General features: G+C 39.8%; 18 protein-coding genes and 1 other annotated feature. Of the genes, 1 reads left to right on the top strand and 17 read right to left on the bottom strand.

Annotated elements, in window-relative coordinates; genetic code table 11:
- Positions 1-122: 122 nt before the first annotated feature.
- The 12 genes from CEQ21_RS18640 to CEQ21_RS18585 form a co-directional block, all read right to left on the bottom strand.
- Complete coding sequence (locus CEQ21_RS18640) at positions 123-1,265, bottom strand: M20 peptidase aminoacylase family protein (RefSeq protein WP_185765806.1); 1,143 nt, start codon at positions 1,263-1,265, stop codon at positions 123-125.
- 114 nt (positions 1,266-1,379) lie between these two features.
- A complete protein-coding gene (menC, locus tag CEQ21_RS18635) occupies positions 1,380-2,498 on the bottom strand; it encodes an o-succinylbenzoate synthase (RefSeq protein WP_185765805.1) in 1,119 nt (372 codons plus the stop codon).
- A gap of 16 nt (positions 2,499-2,514) precedes the next feature.
- Complete coding sequence (locus CEQ21_RS18630; protein WP_185765804.1) at positions 2,515-3,810, bottom strand: replication-associated recombination protein A; 1,296 nt, start codon at positions 3,808-3,810, stop codon at positions 2,515-2,517.
- A 123-nt stretch (positions 3,811-3,933) separates the two neighbouring features.
- The gene (locus CEQ21_RS18625) at positions 3,934-4,887 is read right to left on the bottom strand and encodes an ABC transporter permease (RefSeq protein WP_185765803.1); all 954 of its coding nucleotides are present in this window, start codon (positions 4,885-4,887) and stop codon (positions 3,934-3,936) included.
- Positions 4,887-5,804 (bottom strand): ABC transporter ATP-binding protein, encoded by a 918-nt coding sequence (locus CEQ21_RS18620; RefSeq protein WP_185765802.1) that lies wholly within the window; start codon positions 5,802-5,804, stop codon positions 4,887-4,889. The genes CEQ21_RS18625 and CEQ21_RS18620 overlap by 1 nt, the downstream gene beginning before the upstream one ends.
- A gap of 14 nt (positions 5,805-5,818) precedes the next feature.
- Positions 5,819-6,514, bottom strand: a complete 696-nt coding sequence (locus tag CEQ21_RS18615; protein WP_185765801.1) for an ABC transporter ATP-binding protein — start codon at positions 6,512-6,514, stop codon at positions 5,819-5,821.
- Positions 6,511-6,891, bottom strand: a complete 381-nt coding sequence (locus CEQ21_RS18610) for a GntR family transcriptional regulator (protein WP_185765800.1) — start codon at positions 6,889-6,891, stop codon at positions 6,511-6,513. The genes CEQ21_RS18615 and CEQ21_RS18610 overlap by 4 nt, the downstream gene beginning before the upstream one ends.
- 5 nt (positions 6,892-6,896) lie before the next feature.
- Positions 6,897-7,661 (bottom strand): hypothetical protein, encoded by a 765-nt coding sequence (locus CEQ21_RS18605; protein ID WP_185765799.1) that lies wholly within the window; start codon positions 7,659-7,661, stop codon positions 6,897-6,899.
- A gap of 145 nt (positions 7,662-7,806) precedes the next feature.
- Positions 7,807-8,568: a tRNA threonylcarbamoyladenosine dehydratase gene (locus CEQ21_RS18600; protein ID WP_185765798.1), complete on the bottom strand. Its 762-nt coding sequence runs from the start codon at positions 8,566-8,568 to the stop codon at positions 7,807-7,809.
- Positions 8,569-8,974: 406 nt separating this feature from the next.
- Positions 8,975-10,753: an aspartate--tRNA ligase gene (gene aspS / locus CEQ21_RS18595; protein ID WP_185765797.1), complete on the bottom strand. Its 1,779-nt coding sequence runs from the start codon at positions 10,751-10,753 to the stop codon at positions 8,975-8,977.
- Between the two features lie 30 nt (positions 10,754-10,783).
- Positions 10,784-12,058 carry a histidine--tRNA ligase gene (hisS, locus tag CEQ21_RS18590; RefSeq protein WP_185765796.1) on the bottom strand — a complete coding sequence of 425 codons (1,275 nt, stop codon included), beginning with the start codon at positions 12,056-12,058 and terminating at the stop codon, positions 10,784-10,786.
- Positions 12,059-12,160: 102 nt separating this feature from the next.
- Positions 12,161-12,413: a binding site (T-box leader), on the bottom strand.
- Between the two features lie 76 nt (positions 12,414-12,489).
- Complete coding sequence (locus CEQ21_RS18585) at positions 12,490-12,666, bottom strand: hypothetical protein (protein ID WP_185765795.1); 177 nt, start codon at positions 12,664-12,666, stop codon at positions 12,490-12,492.
- 198 nt (positions 12,667-12,864) lie between these two features.
- Here CEQ21_RS18585 and CEQ21_RS18580 point away from each other — a divergent pair, with 198 nt between their 5' ends.
- Positions 12,865-14,403 carry an N-acetylmuramoyl-L-alanine amidase gene (locus tag CEQ21_RS18580; RefSeq protein WP_185765794.1) on the top strand — a complete coding sequence of 513 codons (1,539 nt, stop codon included), beginning with the start codon at positions 12,865-12,867 and terminating at the stop codon, positions 14,401-14,403.
- Positions 14,404-14,438: 35 nt separating this feature from the next.
- Here the strand turns inward: CEQ21_RS18580 and dtd are convergent, their stop codons facing one another.
- The 5 genes from dtd to CEQ21_RS18555 all read right to left on the bottom strand — a co-directional run bounded on the left by dtd (position 14,439) and on the right by CEQ21_RS18555 (position 20,716).
- The gene (dtd, locus tag CEQ21_RS18575; protein ID WP_185765793.1) at positions 14,439-14,879 is read right to left on the bottom strand and encodes a D-aminoacyl-tRNA deacylase; all 441 of its coding nucleotides are present in this window, start codon (positions 14,877-14,879) and stop codon (positions 14,439-14,441) included.
- 11 nt (positions 14,880-14,890) lie between these two features.
- Complete coding sequence (locus tag CEQ21_RS18570; RefSeq protein WP_144456338.1) at positions 14,891-17,086, bottom strand: RelA/SpoT family protein; 2,196 nt, start codon at positions 17,084-17,086, stop codon at positions 14,891-14,893.
- A 300-nt stretch (positions 17,087-17,386) separates the two neighbouring features.
- Positions 17,387-17,899, bottom strand: coding sequence for an adenine phosphoribosyltransferase (locus CEQ21_RS18565; protein WP_127737330.1), 513 nt, complete (start codon positions 17,897-17,899; stop codon positions 17,387-17,389).
- Positions 17,890-20,253 carry a single-stranded-DNA-specific exonuclease RecJ gene (gene recJ, locus CEQ21_RS18560; RefSeq protein ID WP_185767325.1) on the bottom strand — a complete coding sequence of 788 codons (2,364 nt, stop codon included), beginning with the start codon at positions 20,251-20,253 and terminating at the stop codon, positions 17,890-17,892. The genes CEQ21_RS18565 and recJ overlap by 10 nt, the downstream gene beginning before the upstream one ends.
- Before the next feature lie 139 nt (positions 20,254-20,392).
- Positions 20,393-20,716, bottom strand: coding sequence for a LapA family protein (locus CEQ21_RS18555; RefSeq protein WP_185765792.1), 324 nt, complete (start codon positions 20,714-20,716; stop codon positions 20,393-20,395).
- Between the last annotated feature and the right edge of the window lie 29 nt (positions 20,717-20,745).

Below are 20,745 nucleotides of genomic sequence, written 5' to 3'. Positions count from 1 at the left end.
ATTCAATAGGATATCATATTTCTGCAATTTTTTTCGATTTTACACAGCTTTTGTGATTTTCTTTTAGAATTTTTTGTCCTGTATAGCAAATAGGCAGCTTCTCATTGTAAGCTGCCTTTATATTATTTTATATCTCCATTCAACCTCAATATGCTTAATGCCATTATTTTCACCCCATTGAGTAAGCTGTCTAGCTCAAATGACATGTTAGGATGATGCAGTCCTGGCTTAAGGTCTGTTCCTAATCCAATCATTGTTGCATGAAGGTGCTTCATGCTTTTCGGATAGAAATGAAAATCCTCACCACCTGGTGTAACAGGAGGAGAAACTAACCCTTTTTCACCAAGTACTTCTTTAATGCTTGCAGACACTACTTCTTCCATCAGCGCATTATTACTTGCAGCAGGCATTTCTGACAGAAGCTCAAGCTCCACCTTTGCACCATTCGCTTCTCCTGCATGATAAATGCTTCGCTTTAATTGATCGATAAGCTGATCCATTGCTTCATTCGTCTGCGCACGCACATCAATCCCGAACTCTGCATAATCAGGGATAATATTAAAGCTTTTCCCTCCACCTTGAACAAACGTCATTTTTGCAGAGGCAGGGATGATTGGATTTAGCGGAATAGAACGTATTGCCATATTAATGGCAGTAAGACTGTCAATAACATTTATTCCTAAATGATAACGTGCAGCATGTGCCTGCAATCCGTAAATCCGTCCTTTAAATGAAGCAGCTGCTCCGTGATAAATGGCAGGTGACGCTTCATTAAAGCTCATTTCTTGAATTGGTCGCAGGTGAAGTCCCAGTAAATAATCAACATCATCCAAAAGGTTTTTATGTACGAATGAAAGTGCTCCAGCCCCTTTTTCCTCTGCAGGCTGGAAGAAGCTTTTAATCATTCCCTTTGGTTCAACGCCTAATTCCTTTAAGCATTTAAGGGTAAAAAGCACAATTGTCATATGTGCATCATGTCCACAGGAATGGTTCGCTTTCCATGTACCATCCACATTTTGCCATAGCGCATCCATATCTGTACGCACACCAATTGTCGGACCGTTGCCATTTCCCCATAAACCAACTGCTCCTGTCTGGTCAGAAAATATCTTATACGGTATGTCGAGTGCATCAAGCTGCTTACAAATAAATTTAGTTGTTTCTGTCTCCTCCCAGCTGATTTCTGCATGCTCATGCAAATAATGATACATTTCTTTCATTTCTGCTGCTTTTTTGTCGACCCAATCTTGTACTTTCTCTTTCACTATATATCCTCCATCTCCTTGTTCGATGCTGCATACCGAATATTCTGTATTTTAACCTTGCACAATCTTCAATCAAAAAGAGAGATTGTGTTATTTCCAACTAGCATAAAAGCATTATATATCATTAGTATATGTCTTTTTCCCAATCAAGTACTTGTTTATTACTTGCTCGTTTAATTCATACCCGATTCCGGCAGTTGTCGGAACAGCAATTTTTCCTGGTGCAGACATTTTCACCTCAGGCTGGATAATATCCTCCTGCCAATAACGGTCCGATGCCGATGTATCGCCCGCAATCGTAAAGTTTGAAAGAGCGGTTATGGCGATATTATGCGCTCTGCCAACACCTGCTTCAAGCATGCCCCCGCACCAAACAGGAATATTGTTTTTTTGGCATAAATCATGAATTCTTTTTGCTTCTGTCAAACCACCGACACGGCCAATTTTTAAATTAATGATTCTGCAGCTATCAAGCTCAATCGCTTTACGGGCATCTTCTGCTGAGCAGATGCTTTCATCCAAGCAGATTGGTGTGTTCAGCTGTTTTTGCAAGACTGCGTGATCAATCATATCATCAAATGCCAAGGGCTGTTCGATCATCAGCAGCTTTAAGGGATCAAATTTCTTTAAATGCTCTAAATCATCAAGAGAATAAGCCGAGTTCGCATCCGCCATAAGTGGAATATTATAACCGAATTTTTCTCTGATTCTAGTCAATGGCTCCAAATCATAGCCTGGCTTAATCTTCACTTTGATTTTTTTATAGCCTTCCGATAAGTATCTTTCTATTTTGAAAAGAAGTTCATCAATCGACTTTTCGATACCGATGCTCACACCAACATCAATACTTTCCCTTGTTCCCCCAAGAGCATGTGCAAGGGATATATCTCTTTTCTTGCTATAAAGATCCCAAACTGCACCTTCTAATGCAGCTTTTGCCATATTATTTCTTCTGATTGGCGAAAAAATGGCTGAAACGTCGTCTGGATGATTTATCTTGCTGTTAAACAGGAGCGGAATTAAAAATTCCTTCATCATATAGGCGGAAGTCCCTGTAGTTTCTTCTGTATAACCTGGATTAGGCATAGCAACAGACTCTCCATAACCAATATGCTCGCCACTGAACATTTTAATAAGATAGAAATCCTTTTCTGTCAGTCTGCCGAAGCTCGTCTCAAATGGATGAAGCAAAGGCATCTTTAAGTGAAGAAGCTCAATTCTGTCCATCTTCAATACTGCTGCACTTCCCTTATTTTTTTTTCGCGCTATCTGTCCGGAATCCTGCTAACCGTTCATAAATAGCCTTAAGCTTTTTCTCTTCTCCTGCCTCTGTCGGCTCATAGTACTTAGTGCCCTTAAGCTTATCAGGTAAGTAATCCTGATTAACCCAACCGCCGAAAGTACCGATTGGATAATCATGCGGATAAACATATCCGACATGTCCAAGCACCTTGCTTCCTGCATAGTGCCCGTCGCGCAGATGCATCGGAATATCACCAACATTGCCGCTTCTTACATCAGCTATTGCTGCATCAAGTGCTTTGTATGCGGCATTTGACTTAGAGGATAAGCACATTTCCACAACCGCAGCAGCTAATGGAATTCTTGCTTCAGGAAGGCCGAGCCGTTCGCTGGCTGTAACAGCAGCAAGTACATTATTGCCGACAGACGGTTTAGCAAGTCCAATATCCTCGTAGGCAATAACAAGCAGCCTTCTGTTGACTGCGACAAGATCACCTGTTTCGAGCAAATGGGCCAAATAATAAAGAGCAGCATCAACATCGCTGCCACGGATGCTTTTTTGCAAGCTTGACAGCAAATTGTAGAAATGGGAGCCCTTCTTATCTCCATACACTCCGACCTTTTCAATCATCGCCTCCACCATATCGTCTTTTATGATAAATCTGCCATCTTCCTTGTCAGAAGAGTACACAATTGATTCTAAAAGGGTGAGCGATTTTCTTGCATCTCCATTTGTTCCTTGCGCAATTTTTTTTATTTGTTCATCCGTAATCTCAATTGCAAGACCGCCAAGACCGCGTTCTTCCTTGATTGCTCGTGTGAGGAGCTCCTCAATATCTGTATCTGTCAATCTTTTTAGCTGCTTGATCTGGCCGCAGCGGCTTCTAATGGCGGGATTAACATCGTGATAAGGGTTTTCCGTTGTTGCCCCAATCAAGACAATATCTCCTCTTTCAACATGTGGAAGCAAATAGTCCTGCTGCGCTTTATTAAAACGATGAATCTCATCGAGAAAAAGCAGCACCTTGCCTGTTAGCCTTGCTTCATCCACAACTGCTTCCACATCTTTTTTGCCTGCGGTCGTTGCATTTAAAGCAATAAAGGGCAAGCTTGTCGTCCCAGCAACCGCAAAGGCAATGGAGGTCTTTCCTATACCAGGCTCACCATACAAAAGCATGGAGGGTACATAGCCGTTTTTAATCATTTTATATAAACTTGTTTGTTTACCGATTATATCCTGTTGTCCGACCACCTCATCAATTGTCGTTGGTCTCATTCGATATGCTAATGGTTCTCCATTCACTGTACTCACACCTTTTATCACACTTCTTTGTTAACTATTATATCGCAAATTCATGCGGAAACGTAAAGTTAAGACCTTAATACAAAAAAGCGGAATGGCAGCAACCATCCGCTCCTAAAACATTTATGCAGCTACATCTCGTTTCTTGAACACTAAAAATGCAAGAAGATGGAAAATCAAAAAATACACGCATAGCATAATAATGGAGAATGTCATTGTCATCCCTTGAACTATTGGTGTACCTTCAAAATATTGGCTAAGATCTGTATTAGCAAATAAGATATACTTTGCCCATTCAAACTTTGTTGCAAGCATAAATGTGACCGTACCGCCCATAAACATAAGGAAAATCGAAATTCCAACAGCAAGGGAGCTGTTTCGGAATACACTTGAAATCATGAATGCCATTGTCGTTATCATTAATAAACTGATGGAGTTAAGTCCGTATGATATTAATAAATGCACAACCATGTTTTGTTCTTTAACAGTTCCCTCATGATAATTCAAATACGGAGTACTTGTGTCAGGGAAACCGAATAATATTCCTCCAAGTAGTAGCGAGAAGGCAAACAGAATTAACAGCAGGAAAATTCCAAACAGCAATACTGTCAAATATTTAGACAGCAATATTTTTGCTCTGCTAATCGGTCGAATAAGCAGCAGTTTCACTGTACCCCATGTAAACTCATTTGCGACAATTCCTGCAGCAATGATGATCGTAAACAACCCCGCAAAGGAAATAAGCTCTGTAGTATCTGACACAAAGTCCCATGCCGAATAATCTACATTCGTTGAGATATTATGCTCTATCCTGTATTTATTAATCGCAATCTGTTGTCTAGTGTAGTCAATGGAAGTTGGGTCAACTGTTCCGTCATCAAGCTGTTTTTGATATTCCTTAATTTCAAGCTCAAGGCCCTGCTTCCAATTTTCATTATCAGGGACTGACAAGCCATACTCCTGATATTTAGTTATAGCACCGATCGCGATGGAACTCAGCAGCAATAATACGACCATTACATGTGTGGCAGAGCGCTTCCATATTTTCAGCCATTCATTCTGAAGCAGCTGCAGCATTATAATTCCCCCTTATCATTGGTCACTTCTAAGAATCTATCTTCGAGTGTTTTCGATATCTCTCTTATTCCAAATATAGAAATATCATGTTTCGCAAGTAGTTTGACCAGTTCAGGAATTTGCTCTTTTTTAACAGGTACCTCCAGGCAAGATGCATTTTTTGTAAGCCTTATACCAGGCAAATGCTCGGCAATTAAGGTCATCGCATCATCCAAACGGTCCAATTCCAGCTCATAAAGCTTTTCTGCATTGCTGACAAAATCCTTCACAAGTTGAACATCCACAAGCTTGCCTTGCTGAATAATACCGATTCTGTCACACATCATTTCCATTTCCGATAACAGATGACTGGAGACAATAACAGCCATTCCTCTGTCTCTTGCAAGCATTCTTAAATGATCACGAATCTCTCGTATTCCTGCAGGATCAAGGCCGTTCGTCGGCTCATCAAGGATAAGGACTTTAGGATCATGCAATAGGCTTTGGGCAAGCCCTAGCCTTTGCCTCATGCCAAGTGAATACGTTTTGACCTTGTCATTGATTCTGTCGGTAAGGCCAACAAGCTCCACAACCTCTGCTATCTTCGCTTTGCTAACTCCTTTAATCATTCGTCCATAGTGCACCAAATTATCATAGCCAGACATAAATTTATACATTTCCGGATTCTCCACGATTGCACCTACATGCTGGACTGCCTTTTCAAAATCCTTTTTGACACTATTGCCACAGATAAAAATATCTCCGTCAGACATGCTGATAAGTCCAACAATCATACGGATTGTTGTTGTTTTCCCTGCTCCATTTGGGCCAAGAAAGCCAAACACTTCCCCCTCTTCGACATTGAAGCTTAAGCTGTCGATGATTTTCCTGCCTTTAATGATTTTCGAAACAGCTTTCAGTTCTACAACACTTGCCATACTAGCTCTCCTTTCTATAACTGATTTATATTTTCCCTCATCCACTCAACAACAGAAAGTCCATATTCTTCCCTAAGTGTTTCCACATGAAAATGAGCTGCGAACTTACCATGATTTATGACAACCACATCATCCAAGATCGGTTCAATCTCAGCAATTTCATGTGTGGCAATAATGACAGTTTGTCTGTCAAAATCAATATAGTGAAGCAAGCCCTTAACAATGGACTCTCTCACCATTGGGTCTAACCCTGAAAATGGTTCATCAAGCAAAACAACAGGAACCTTCCTGCTTAAGCTGATAACAAGCTTTAATCTTCCTCTGTTTCCTTTAGACAGTTCTCTGATTTTTTTACCTTTATCAAGCGCCATAAAGCTTATTAGTTCATAAGCTGTTTCCATATTTAAATCCTGAAATTGCGAGGCAGAAAAATTCAGCATATCTAATACGGTAAAACCTTCGTAAAACATATCTAATTCGGTTAAATAAGAAACGTCAGCAGCGATTTTCCTATTGGCTTTTTTGCCGTTTACACTCACATTTCCTGAGGTTGGCTGGACAAGTCCTGCGATCAATTTCAAGGTAGTTGATTTCCCACTCCCGTTTGCACCGACCAGTCCGTAAATCTTGCCTTTTTCGAAGGTAAAATCAATGTCTTGTAAGGCTGTTTCTTTCCCGTATTTTTTTGTGACTTGTTGAAATGAAATCAAGACTTTTCCTCCTTTCTTCTGTTCAGATGCTGCGTCAGCTCTGTTATTAGTTCTTCCTCAGACATGCCAAGCTCTTTCATATTTGCGATAAATTGATTGACAATATCAAACTGCAGTTTTTTCTTCACTTCCTCCAACACTTCCCTCTTATCCGTGATGAATGTCCCCTGTCCTCTTTTCGTCTCCACAATATTCATCCTCTCCAACTCACTGTAGGTTCTTTGGATTGTATTTGGATTCACTCCTGACTCGATGGCCATTTCTCTAACAGAAGGAAGCTTTTGCCCCTCTTTTAACTCCTGTCTCGCAATTTGCTGCATGATTTTATCAACAATTTGCATATATATTGGCCTCGATGCTTTAAAGTCATCAGACATTCACCTTACACCTCCACTTTCTTGTCTAAAGCCCAAGAAGAAAGCCAGAAGATAAGAATTGCTGTCAAACAATAGCCAGCTAGAACAAAAATGGATATGTCCATCATTTCAAAGCTAGCCTGGAAGGAATTTGATCCTGTTTCCATCTGAAATACGTTGCCTAAATTCAACATCCATTTTTCTTTTAAGGCTTGAACAAAACTAATTTTCCCAAATAGCCCAGTTAGCATTTTCCATATATACCAAATTGCGATGAGAACAAGCCAGCGGAATTTTTTTAAAGCTTGAATTCTTGCGATACTGTGATAAACAGTCCAATAAAAAATGACCCAAATACTGATATAAAACGATATCGCCCAAATCGCAACAGCAATCATGACAATATCACCAGTAGAAAACATCTCGTTCATCTCATTTAAAGAAGTAATAAAGATAATCGTAATAATTGTGATGAGGACAGTCGAGCACAAAGACAGCAAGGAACAGGCTGTCAGCTTTGACAGCAGTAACTTCACACTGCTTTGCGGATTATGAAGCCATAATTGTGTTTTCCCTTCCAGATTAAGAGATGTCAACAGCGATCCAGGCAAATAAATAACATGTGCAATAATTAAAGCAAATGAAATCACTCCAACAAGCATGCGGGCATCATAATAATTAGAAAATATCCAACCCGCAGCAAAAGCTATCGCCATAAAAATTAAAATCGTGTAAAAATAACCGATGGAAATTTTTATATCTTTTTTTAATAAGCCTTTAAAAGCATTCATATATCTCTCCCTGATAAAATGTATTAGTGTACTATCAAAATAGTACACTAATACATTTATGTAATCAAGAGGTAATTTGTCAATTTAAACCAACTGTTTAACATACAAAAAGCCCAGACTGCTCCCAGTCTGGGCTTTTCCCTTATTAGTCGTTAACACGCACTATTTTAATATCGCCTAACAATTCTTTTATAACATCACTTGCCATGATCAAGCCAGCAACAGAAGGAACAAATGCATTCGAGGATGGAGGCATTTTTGCCTTGCGAATTGGTGCATTATCTTTGCCGACCACTTTGCGGACATCTTCCCGAATAACAATTGGGCTCTCATCAGAGAATACCACTTTAATTCCTTTGCGGATGCCTTCTTTTCGCAAACGAAGGCGAACTACTTTAGCAATTGGATCTGTATGTGTTTTGCTGATGTCAGCAATCTGGAAACGAGTTGGGTCCATTTTATTTGCTGCACCCATGCTGGAAATGATGGGAATATTTCTTGTTAAGCATTCCTTCATCAAATGAATTTTATAGGAAATCGTATCAGACGCATCGACAACATAGTCTAAACCATATGCAAAAATTTCTTCATACGTTTCTTCTGTATAAAACATTTTCAACGCAATAACTTCGCACTCTGGATTAATATCAGCAATACGTTCCTTCATTATATCTACTTTCGGGCGGCCTACAGTTGATAATAGTGCAATTACTTGGCGATTGACATTCGTGATATCAACATCATCCTTATCAATCAAAATCAATTTGCCGACACCAGAACGCGCTAAAGCCTCTGCAGAAAAGGAGCCTACTCCTCCTATGCCTAGTACTGCAACTGTGCTGTTTTTTAACTTTTCTAATCCTTCTGTTCCAATTGCTAATTCATTTCTTGAAAATTGGTGCAACATCTATTATTTCAACTCCATTATAAGATTTACAGTCAAACAGGAATTGGCCATTCCTTTATATCTATTTATAATTTCTAGTATTATTAACTCTTAAACCTTTTTGTACTATAACATAAAATGTGGACAGGTTCTAGCCCTTGTGGGTTTTAGCACAAGGGAAAAGATGCAGGGACAAAACAAAAGATAATCTTTCTAAACACGAATAATAAAATTACATCTAATTTTTAAAAAATACAGCTTGTGTCTAAATAGAATATAGTTTCAAAATAAGTTCGTTCCATTCCGCTGCACTAAAATTTCTAATTTTTTGTAACTAAAAACAAAAAACCGAACCATTTAATCATTAGTTGATTAAGTAGTTCGGTCTTTACGCTGGTTCACATGCTTATGTCCCAGCCTCTTCCAATCAGTCGTTTTGTTTCGGTGCTTTAAGAGCAAGATGCAAATCATCAAGCTGGCTTTGAGAAACTTCGCCAGGTGCATCTGTCAGTAAGCAGCTTGCGCTTGCTGTTTTCGGGAATGCAATTGTGTCACGAAGATTCGTTCTGCCAGACAACAGCATGATCAATCTGTCTAAGCCGATTGCAATGCCGCCATGTGGAGGTGTACCGTATTCGAATGCTTCTAACAAGAAACCAAATTGCTCATACGCCTCTTCTTGTGAGAAACCAAGCATACTGAACATTTTTTCTTGAATATCCTTTTCGAAAATACGAAGTGATCCGCCACCAAGTTCATAACCATTCAATACGATATCATATGCCTGTGCTTTAACAGCCTTAGGATTAGAATCAAGCAGTTCGATATCTTCTCTTTTTGGCATTGTAAATGGATGGTGTGCCGCATAGAAACGGTTTTCTTGTTCGTCATATTCAAACAACGGCCAATCTGTCACCCAAAGGAAATTAAACTTGTCTGGGTCAATCAGGTTCAGTTCTTTCGCCAATTTTTGACGAAGTGCACCTAATGAATCTGCGACAACATTTGCTTTATCTGCAACAAACAGCAATAAATCTCCACTTTCAATGGAAAGTGCTGCTTCAAATGCTTTTTGCTCTTCCTCTGAAATGAATTTAGAGATTGGCCCTTTCAAACCATCTTCCTCTGCCTTCAACCAAGCTAATCCTTTTGCACCATAAACCTTCACGAATTCTGTTAAAGCATCAATGTCTTTACGTGAGTATTTATCACTTGCTTGTTTAACATTGATTGCTTTCACTTGGCCGCCTGATTCAACAGCTGCTGCAAATACTTTAAAGCTAGAGTCTTTTACGATTTCAGAAAGGTCTGTTAGCTCCATGTCAAATCTTGTGTCAGGCTTATCAGATCCGTATCTTGCCATTGCTTCATCATAAGGCATTCTTTTGAATGGTGCAGGAACATCAATTCCTTTTACCTCACGCATAATTTTTACCATCATGCTTTCCATCATATTCATAATGTCTTCCTGACTTACGAAGCTAGTTTCAATGTCCAGCTGTGTGAATTCAGGCTGACGATCTGCACGTAAATCCTCGTCACGGAAGCAGCGGGCAATTTGGTAATAGCGCTCAATTCCGCCAACCATCAACAGCTGCTTGAAAAGCTGCGGCGATTGCGGTAATGCGTAAAATTCATTTGGATGCACACGGCTTGGCACAAGATAATCTCTTGCTCCCTCTGGCGTACTTTTCGTCAGAATTGGTGTTTCAATGTCCAAGAATCCTTCGCTATCTAAAAAGTCTCTCATGATTTTTGTTACTTGATGACGCATTTTCAATGTTTCAAACATAACTGGTCTTCTGAAATCCAAGTAACGATACTTTAAGCGAACTTCCTCTGCTACATCAGTTTTGTCAGAAATAGAGAATGGCGGTGTTTTTGCTTCATTTAGAATCGAAATTTCATCCACTACGATTTCTACTTTTCCTGTTGACAGGTTTTCATTAATCGTTCCTTCCTGCCTTGCAACAACAGTTCCTTTAATATCTAAAACAAATTCGTTTCTTACTTTTTCTGCGACTTCAAGCGCTTCTTTATTTATTTCAGGGTTAAACACAATTTGCACGACGCCTGTACGGTCACGTAAGTCAATGAAAATCAACCCGCCTAAATCACGTCTCTTTTGAACCCAGCCCTTTAAATTAACTTTTTCGCCAATAGCCTTTTCTGGTACTTCACCACAATAATACGTTCTACCAAACATATTTATCCTCCTTTAAATGTCTCTAATCTATTAATAGCTTTGAAAATCCTTTAACGCCGCCGCTAAATGATCCAGATTTACTTGTTTCTGTTCACCAGTTTCCTGGCTCTTCACATTGATTTTGTTTTCTTTCAGCTCATCTTCCCCTAATATTGCGACAAACTTAGCCTGCAGGCGATCTGCTGCTTTAAATTGCCCTTTTACTTTTCTGTCCAAGTAATCTCTTTCAGCAGAAAAACCAGCTTTGCGCAATTCATATAGAAGTCCGACACTATAATCCTTCGCTTCCTCACCTAATGTTACAAGATAACAGTCAATTTTCTTTTCGATTGGCAATTCAATTCCTTCTGCCTGTAGTGCAGCAAGCAATCTTTCTAAGCTCATCGCAAAGCCGATACCAGGAGCTTCCGGGCCGCCAAGCTCTTCTGTTAGTCCATTGTAGCGACCGCCTCCGCATAATGTCGTAATCGCTCCAAAACCTTCTGCTTCACTCATAATTTCAAACGCAGTGTGGTTATAGTAATCTAGTCCTCTGACAAGATTAGAATCCACTACATAAGGAATATTTAAGGCTGTTAAATAAGCTTGTACTTTTTCGAAGTATTGTTTGGACTCTTCATTTAAGTATTCAAGAATAGACGGAGCCGACTTCATTAACGGATGATCATGATCCTTTTTACAATCAAGGATTCTCATCGGGTTTTTTTCAAGACGGCTTTGGCAATCCTTACAGAATTCGCCGATGCTTGGGCTAAAGTGGCCCATAAGCGCTTCTCTGTGGGCAAGCCTGCTTTCCTTGTCTCCAAGACTGTTAACAACAAGCTTCAATTTAGACAGCCCAAGTGATTCATAAACGGAATAGGCTAGTGCCATTACTTCTGCATCGATCGCTGGATCTTTACTTCCGATTGCTTCTACTCCAAACTGAACGAATTGGCGGAACCTGCCTGCCTGTGGACGCTCATAACGGAACATTTGTCCTAAATAGAAAAGCTTAACTGGCTGTGACGGCAAACCAAACATTTTATTTTCTACAAATGAGCGGACTACAGAAGCTGTTCCTTCTGGTCTTAAAGTCAGGCTTCTTTCGCCTCTGTCTTCAAATGTGTACATTTCCTTTGTTACGATATCTGTTGTATCTCCAACACTGCGCAAAAACAGCTCCGTATGTTCAAAGATAGGTGTTCTTATTTCGTTGTATTGGAATCGATCACATAGATCTTTAATACGATTTTCGATGTATTGCCATTTTTCGACTGTGCCTGGCAAAATATCTTGCGTTCCTCTTGGAATATTTATTTGCATGGTTTTACCCTCCTGTTATAGCCTATGTATAGGATTATCGGGGCACACTGCCGGAAAAACAAACAAACAAAAAAATCCCGCCCCTTGTATATCAAAACATATACAAGGGACGAGATTTATATCCCGTGGTGCCACCCTAATTGAAGAAATACATTGCAATAAAGTAATGCATCTTCCACTTTGCAGTTAACGCCTGCTAACGTTTCATACCTAATAATGTCTATTAAAAACATGTTCAGAAGAAAACCTACGGAGTGTTCATTCATTAAGTCATCATGCAGAAATGCTCCCAGCCTGTGGCATTTCCTCTCTTTCCATGTGGATCCTAACTACTTTTCTCCCTCATTGGCTTTTTTAATTTATCCCTTATTATTTAATTAATAATAATAAGAGTTCAATTGATTGTCAATAGTCAATTGCTGTGCACTTTCTTAATACCTGCCAACCTGCTTCTTCAGTTTTTTTGCATCTCCGACAGATAAGCCAAATTCAGAAGCAAGCTCAACAGCAGTCGAATATGCTTCCTTTTCAATAAAATCATGAAAATCAATACCGAGTAATTTCGAGTTAACATCATGTGTTTTTATACTTTTTTCACCAAATCTCATTGTTTTCACCCTTTTTCTTCGTAATTTCTATTATTATCCCCAGGAGTAAAAAATTTTTTCATTATATGTTATATTTATTGTCTAAAATTGAAAAGAAAAAGAGAAAAGTTATCAAAGGAGATTGTCTACTTACAGAGAAATGTATTAAAATGCAAATGAAATAGCTCTTTCAATTGGAAAGGAGGAATAAGCTTCCAGATGATAAAGAAACGACAGTGGGTTATTCCCATTTTGCTGCTTATGCTCCTGCCTGCATTAGAGGTTCATGCAGAAAGCAGTCAAACCGTTCAATCGTCGACAGTCCTTAATATAAGAGAAGGCCCAAGTCTTGAAGACGCGATTAAAGGACAAATGGAAATAGGCACAAACTACACGGTTGTAACAGACAATGGAGATTGGTTAAAAATTGATATGGGAAATGGGCAAGTTGGTTGGGTCGCAGCTTATTTAGTCACTAAATCTGATGGTTCCACTGAAAGTGGGGAAGCTACTGTTTCCACTGTGAGTGAAGGTAGTAGCGGAACAATAACAGAGGGTGGCATCAGACTTCGTAAAGGACCAGGCACTGACTATCAGGTTATTACGACACTTAGTAAGGAAATGACTGTTACAATCCTTTCAAACGATGGAAATTGGACAAAGATTCAGTCACCATCAGGAACAGGCTGGGTAAACAGCGAATACATATCATCAGCAACAACTCAAGCCCCAGATGAGGTCTCACAGGATGACACAACAGCTGTTGTTAGTGAGAACAATATTAATGTTCGGGACACTGCTTCCTTAAATGGAGAGGTCATCGGAAAGTTGGCAGAAGGTACTGTCATACATATAGTGGCAGAGAATGGAGATTGGGTTAAAATCCAATTCTCAGGCAATACTGGCTGGGTTTATAAAAGCTTGCTTCAGGAGGAAGGCGAGGTTGAAAGCACGTCGTCGACCTCGAACCAAACAATTGATACGTCTGTCACCATTCTTCACGATGGGACAAACATTCGCAGTGATGCTTCTGCTAATGCCTCTGTGCTGCTTGTTGCAGCAAAAGGACAATCTTATCAGGCAACAGAAGAGGTTGGAGATTGGTATAAGATTGAGCTAGACAGCGGTGACACAGGCTATGTAGCCAACTGGATTGTGCAGGAGGCTGCAAGTGGACAAGCATCAACCACAGAACAGAAAAGTAATCGTGATGAAACTGGTGACTTAAAAGGGAAAACAATTGTCATTGATCCAGGTCATGGCGGTAAAGACAGCGGAACTATCGGAGCTATCGGCACTCTGGAAAAAACACTGACAATCCGCACTGCCAATCTTCTGGCAGACAAGTTACGGGCTGCTGGAAGTAATGTGATTATCACAAGACAAAATGATATTTTCATCACACTGCAGGACAGAGTTGATATCAGCAATCTTAACAGAGCAGATGCATTTATCAGCATCCATTATGACAGCATTAAAGACAGCAGTGTCAGAGGGATGACAAGCTATTATTACAGCTCTTCCCAAAAGGAGCTTGCTAATGTGCTGCATGAAAGTATTATCGAATCAACAGAATTAAAAGACCGTGGTGTAAGGCAAAATAATTACTTTGTTTTAAGGGGAAATCAGCAGCCAGCAACACTTCTTGAGCTCGGATATTTAAGCAACAAAAACGAGGAGCAGCTTGTATCCTCCCAAAAATATCAGGAAACTGTTTCTGCAGCCATTTATAAAGGACTTGAAAACTATTTCCAATAAAAAAAAATCCGTTCCTCATTGGAACGGATTTTTTTTTATTGATTATCAAGGATAAGGGTTACAGGACCATCATTAATCAAGGAAACATCCATCATTGCCCCAAAAATGCCTGTTTCGACGTGCATCCCCTTCTCACCAAGCAATCTATTAAATTGATCGTATAAATCTTTTGCATAATCCGGCTTGGCAGCATTCATAAAGTTTGGCCGTCTCCCTTTCCGGGTATCTCCATACAGGGTAAACTGGGAAACGGACAAAATGGACCCTTCGACATCTTGGATACTATGATTCATTTTCCCGTCAGCATCCTCAAAAATGCGCAGATGGGCAATCTTATCTGCAAGCTTGGCAGCATCCTCCTGTGTGTCATCATGGGTGATACCGACAAGCAGCATATAGCCCTTCTCGATTTGTCCAACTGTTTTTCCTTCCACTTCCACTTTAGCTTCTTTTACTCTTTGCAAAACAATACGCACGATTTTTCTCCTTAGTTCATAATTCTTCGGACAGAATAGACATCAGGTATTTGTTTAATTCTTTCCACCACTTTATGCAGGTGGTTTACGTTAAGGATAAGAATTGACATCGTGATGGTAGCCATCTTATTTCGGTCCGATTTGCCTGATACAGCAGAGATATTTGTTTGCGATTCATTGACAGCTTGAAGCACTTCATTCAGAAGTCCTCTTCTGTCATAACCACTTATCTCAATTTCCACATTGTATTCCTTACGGTCATTTAAAGCTGTTTCCCATTCAACAGGAATTAACCTCGCCTTGGCATCCTCTGTATCAATATTCGTACAGTCAGAGCGGTGAACAGAAACACCTCGCCCTTTTGTGATAAATCCGACGATTTCATCACCTGGGACAGGATTACAACAGCGAGACAGCCTAATTAACAGGTTGTCAATTCCAGTAACACGAACACCTGAAGCACGTTTTTTCGTACTTGGGAATGATTTAAGCTCAGCAACAGCGTTTGAAATAGTTGCAGATTGCTCTGCATCCCGTTTTCTGCGCCATTTTTCCGTGAGGCGGTTCGCTACTTGAAGTGCGGTGATCCCGTTGTAACCAACAGCGGCATACATATCTTCTTCCCCAACAAAATTAAACTTTTCAAGTACTGTTTTAATATTTTCAGGTGTAAGGATTTCCTTCAGATCGAATTCCATATTGCGGATTTCTTTCTCGACTAGCTCCTTGCCCTTTTCCACATTTTCTTCTTTACGCTGCTTTTTGAAGAACTGTCTGATTTTATTTTTAGCTTGTGAAGTCTGAGCAATCTTAATCCAGTCTTGGCTTGGTCCATAGGAATGCTTGCTCGTATGGATTTCGACTATATCACCAGTCTTCAACTTGTAATCAAGTGTTACCATCTTTCCGTTCACTTTTGCACCAATAGTTTTATTACCGATTTCAGAGTGAATTCGGTATGCGAAATCAATTGGAACAGATCCTGAAGGCAGTTCAAATACATCGCCTTTTGGTGTGAACACAAATACCATGTCAGAGAACAAATCGATTTTCAGACTTTCCATAAATTCCTCTGCGTTAATACTGTCTTCTTGGAAATCAAGAATTTCCCTGAACCATGACAGCTTTTCTTCAAAGGAGGAGCCTTCATCGACTGTTTTTCCTTCTTTATATGCCCAGTGAGCTGCAATCCCGAACTCTGCAATGCGATGCATCTCTGTTGTACGTATTTGAACCTCAAGGGGATCCCCTTTCGGACCGATAACTGTTGTATGCAAGGATTGGTACATATTTGCCTTAGGCATAGCTATATAGTCTTTGAAACGGCCTGGCATCGGCTTCCAGCGTGTATGAATGATTCCAAGTACTGCATAACAGTCCTTAATGCTGTTAACGACAATTCGTACTGCCAGCAAATCATATATCTCATTAAATTGCTTATTCTGCAGCACCATCTTGCGATAGATGCTGTAAATATGCTTAGGTCTGCCAGAGATATCTGACTGGATCTTCACTTCACCTGTGCCTTCGCGTATTTCGGAAACAACTTCTTCTAAATATTGTTCACGCTCAGCGCGCTTCTTTTTCATTAAGTTAACAATTCGATAATATTGCTGTGGATTCATATAACGCAGAGCTGTATCTTCGAGCTCCCATTTAATTGTAGATATCCCTAGTCTGTGGGCTAAAGGTGCGAAAATTTCAAGCGTTTCATTTGAAATGCGGCGCTGCTTTTCAGCAGGTAGGTGCTTTAATGTGCGCATGTTATGAAGCCTGTCCGCAAGCTTGATTAGGATGACCCTAATATCCTGCGCCATTGCTACAAACATTTTGCGATGATTTTCTGCTTGCTGTTCTTCGTGGGATTTGTATTTGATCTTCCCTAGTTTTGTAACGCCGTCAACGAGCATGGCCACTTCATTGCTGAAGCTATCACTTATATCATCTAATGTGATATCCGTATCTTCAACAACATCATGGAGAAAACCTGCAGCTACAGTAGCCGGATCCATTTGCAAATCAGCAAGAATTCCAGCCACTTGAATAGGATGGATAATATATGGCTCACCAGATTTTCTATATTGTTCACGATGAGCATTTTGGGCAAATTCATAGGCTTTTTGTATGAACTCCGTATGCTCTTCGTTTAAATATCCTCTTGTCTTATCGATGACTTGTTCGGCGGTTAACACTTGATCATTCGCCATGTAATCACCTTTCATATTCCGAGTGTATTCTTAGAATTTATCATAATTCCGACTATTTATCTATCCCGCTATATGTTTTTCCTTATATTGCATCATGCAATTTATAATAGAATTAAAACAATTTTAGAATGATTATTTCTATTATTAAAAAAAAGCGCAAGAATGTAAAGAGAATCCATGTAATTTTTTTGCAAAAAGAGAGAATTTTTGTCGAAAGCAGTCGAATTACGCTCTATACTCTTACCCTATTATAAACAGAAACAAAAAAAGAGCGCATTTTCAGCGCTCTTTATCGTTAAATCAATATTCCATTAATGTCAAAATATCGTAGCCATCAAGGTTCTTGCGTCCTTCAAGGTAAGACAATTCAATCAAGAAAGCAATTCCCGCTACAACACCGCCAAGTTCCTCTACAAGCTTAATCGTAGCATCAATTGTTCCGCCTGTTGCTAGCAAATCATCTGTAATAAGCACTCTTTGACCTGGTTTAATTGCATCCTTATGGATTGTTAAAACATCCTTGCCGTATTCAAGACCGTAAGAAACTTTGATTGTTTCTCTTGGCAGCTTTCCTTCCTTACGAACTGGTGCAAAACCAACACCAAGTGAATAAGCAACAGGACAGCCGATAATAAAGCCGCGAGCTTCTGGTCCGACAACAATATCGATTTCCTTTTCTTTCGCATATTCTACAATCTGGTTTGTTGCGTATCTATATGCTTCACCATTATCCATAAGCGTAGTGATATCTTTGAAACGAATGCCTGGTTTTGGCCAATCTTCCACAATTGTTACGTACTGTTTTAAATCCATTCTTGCACTTCCTCCTCATTCTTAACGGATTTCTGAAGAATAAGATCAAACCAATTCTTTAATTGCTCATAAGACGAGTATATTAATTCATTTTCGAGCGAAAATTGTGCTTGTTTCTGTTGAAAAGAAGGAGACTCTGTTAAATCCCTTCTATTGCTATTCTTATTCAGCGAAATAAACCCATCCTTCATTGTAACAAAATTCAGCTCAAAAAACACCTTTGACATAAAAACAATTGTTTCTTTACTCCAACCTTGGCGTTTTGCCAGTTCTCCACCAAACTTTTTAAGGTCAAACCCATCCTGCTTGGCAAGAAAGGAGTAATACCATTTGAAATGATCCCTTGTCGGCATTGTGCTGAAAAAGTCGCTATCCTGCTTAAAAAAGCTTGCATAAATCCTCTCTGGAGCGGAACTTGATAATAATTGCTGGACAATCTCTTTATTGCTAGGAAAATCTGCTAATACTAGTATGCGATTATCTGTTTGAAAGGATGCTGCATCATCATGATTTTCAATTATTTTGTAATCCTTGATTAGCTTAACCAATTCCTCTGTTACGGACTCTTTATTAAAGAAAATCCATGTTGCACTATCTGCTGGAATGGCCGCTTCAAGCTTCTCCATATTACGAATACCTCGATAATCAAAAAGCTGCCAATGATTCACAGCAATATCCTGAATAAATATTTGCGGTTTTTTAATATTATTCCATTCGTTAATGGAAAGCTGTCCTAATACAGAAAGCTTTGCGCTTGGTGATATATGGTCATATAGTTCACCGATGCCAAAACCAATTCCATCCAGATTGCTTTCATTCTGGACAAATTGCAGCTTAAGATGATTTTGATTTGCACCTATTTTTCTTATCGTGCCAATTTCAACCTGCTCAATCACAATACGCGGCTTCGCATTATCAACTCCAAATGGCGCAAGGAGCTGCATTTCTTCAATTGCACTTAAATGGGCATCCTTCAAGTCAATTTTCATATCAACAGCTGTTAATGGAATTAAATCCGTAGGCTTTAGCTGTTCAAATGCAAGACTATTGAGACGTTCTCTGAGCTCCTGCACATCCTCAATCGCTAACGTCATACCCGCAGCCATTGGATGTCCTCCGAAATGAGGCAGAAGCTCCCTGCATGTTGACAGATTCTGATACAAATCAAAACCAGCAATACTTCGGGCAGATCCTTTTGCAATTCCTTTTTCCTGGTCAAACCCCAGCACGATTGTAGGCCTGTAGTACTTCTCGACAAGTCTTGACGCAACGATACCAACTACGCCCGGATTCCATCCCTCTTTTCCAACGATAAGCACCCTGTTATCTTCTAGCGGATATAAGGATTCTACCTGTTCCATCGCTTCTTCTGTAATTTGGTTAACAATTGCTTGTCTTTCCTTGTTTGTTGCTTCCATCTCTTCTGCAAGAGATGCAGCAATGTCAGGGTCATCTGTTAACAACAGCTCAACTGCAGGATCTGCACTGTCTAATCTGCCGACTGCATTAATGCGCGGCGCAATCATAAAGCCGATTGTTTCTTCATCTATCCCACTTGCTTCTGTATTCATCTGTTTCAGCAATGCCTTCAAGCCAGTATTAGTTGTTTGCTTCAACTTCTTAATTCCAAGCTTAGCAATAACTCTGTTTTCCCCTGTCAGAGAAACAAGATCGGCAATCGTTCCAATAGCTGCAAATTGCAGAAGCTGTTCAGGAAGCTCTCCGTACAGGGCATGAGCAACTTTTAAAGCTACGCCAACCCCCGCAAGCTCATGAAACGGATAATCACTTCCTTCAAGTCTTGGATGAATAATGGCCATTGCATCAGGCAGCACTGGGCCTGGTTCATGATGATCTGTTACGATATAGTCAATTCCTAGCTCTTTAGCAACATCTGCTTCCTTAACTGCTGCAATGCCAGTATCCACTGTGATAATCAATTTAATGCCAATACTTGCGGCATACCGAAATGCCCCTTCATTAGGGCCATAGCCTTCTGTGAAACGGTTGGGAATATAAAATTGCACATCTGCTCCCATATCCTCCAACGTTTTCATCATGACTGTAGTGCTTGTTACACCATCTGCATCGTAATCGCCAAAGATGAGGATTGGTTCCCCTTTTTCTATTGCTTCCTTTATTCGTTTGACTGCTATATCCATCCCCTTCATTAGGAATGGGTCATGAAAATTGTCTCTGCTGTATAAAAAATTCTCCGCTTTTTCGCGGTTATCATATCCTCTGTTTACTAGTAAACTTGCTACAAGAGGTGTGATTTTTAACTGGTCTGCAAGTATTGCAGCATCTTTCTTATCTTTGTCTTCTACAATCCATCTAGTTTTTGAATGCAGCATCATATCACCTCAATCTATCATTATACAAGTTAGAGGTGTTCCTTTCAATGTTTGTTAGTGGAAGAAGGAGGCGTTCACAGAACTAGCTGACACAGAAAAAAAGCTTATGCGTGAAGGCATAAGCTTTTTAACAGAAATATTATTTCGATGGGACAGAGATTGGATCAACAGATTCTGTGCTGCCAGGCTCTAATGGTTCAAGCTCCTGTACTCGTAATTGCAGGGCATCTTTTTCCTTAACAGCAGCCTTCCACTTTCTTTGCAGGGAATAAATTTTAATTAAGCCGGCAGAACCGATCATCAAGCCGCCCAGCAAAACAGAAATCAGAATAACAAGGATAAGCGGCCATTGTCCTGTTCCCAACAAATAGTTGACCGTAACAGAATCGACATTAATTACTGCAAATACTGCCACAATAACGGCAAAAATAATTCCAAATAATAAATTCCACTGAATTTTCATAATTACCTCCAAAAAAAATATAGGTCTTC

The sequence above is a fragment of the Niallia circulans genome, from assembly GCF_007273535.1.
Taxonomy (GTDB): Bacteria; Bacillota; Bacilli; order Bacillales; family Cytobacillaceae; genus Niallia; species Niallia circulans_B.
The sequence above is the reverse complement of the archived record's forward strand: the minus strand, read 5'-3'. Positions and strand labels throughout refer to the sequence as shown.

Excerpts from the sequence above, each read along its gene's own strand:
- CEQ21_RS18625 (WP_185765803.1), bottom strand. The coding sequence starts at position 4,887 with ATGCTGCAGCTGCTTCAGAATGAATGGCTGAAAATATGGAAGCGCTCT.
- CEQ21_RS18620 (WP_185765802.1), bottom strand. The coding sequence starts at position 5,804 with ATGGCAAGTGTTGTAGAACTGAAAGCTGTTTCGAAAATCATTAAAGGC.
- CEQ21_RS18610 (WP_185765800.1), bottom strand. The coding sequence starts at position 6,891 with ATGTCTGATGACTTTAAAGCATCGAGGCCAATATATATGCAAATTGTT.
- CEQ21_RS18605 (WP_185765799.1), bottom strand. The coding sequence starts at position 7,661 with ATGAATGCTTTTAAAGGCTTATTAAAAAAAGATATAAAAATTTCCATC.
- CEQ21_RS18600 (WP_185765798.1), bottom strand. The coding sequence starts at position 8,568 with ATGTTGCACCAATTTTCAAGAAATGAATTAGCAATTGGAACAGAAGGA.
- aspS (WP_185765797.1), bottom strand. The coding sequence starts at position 10,753 with ATGTTTGGTAGAACGTATTATTGTGGTGAAGTACCAGAAAAGGCTATT.
- hisS (WP_185765796.1), bottom strand. The coding sequence starts at position 12,058 with ATGCAAATAAATATTCCAAGAGGAACGCAAGATATTTTGCCAGGCACA.
- CEQ21_RS18585 (WP_185765795.1), bottom strand. The coding sequence starts at position 12,666 with ATGAGATTTGGTGAAAAAAGTATAAAAACACATGATGTTAACTCGAAA.
- CEQ21_RS18580 (WP_185765794.1), top strand. The coding sequence starts at position 12,865 with ATGATAAAGAAACGACAGTGGGTTATTCCCATTTTGCTGCTTATGCTC.
- CEQ21_RS18570 (WP_144456338.1), bottom strand. The coding sequence starts at position 17,086 with ATGGCGAATGATCAAGTGTTAACCGCCGAACAAGTCATCGATAAGACA.
- CEQ21_RS18565 (WP_127737330.1), bottom strand. The coding sequence starts at position 17,899 with ATGGATTTAAAACAGTACGTAACAATTGTGGAAGATTGGCCAAAACCA.
- recJ (WP_185767325.1), bottom strand. The coding sequence starts at position 20,253 with ATGCTGCATTCAAAAACTAGATGGATTGTAGAAGACAAAGATAAGAAA.
- CEQ21_RS18555 (WP_185765792.1), bottom strand. The coding sequence starts at position 20,716 with ATGAAAATTCAGTGGAATTTATTATTTGGAATTATTTTTGCCGTTATT.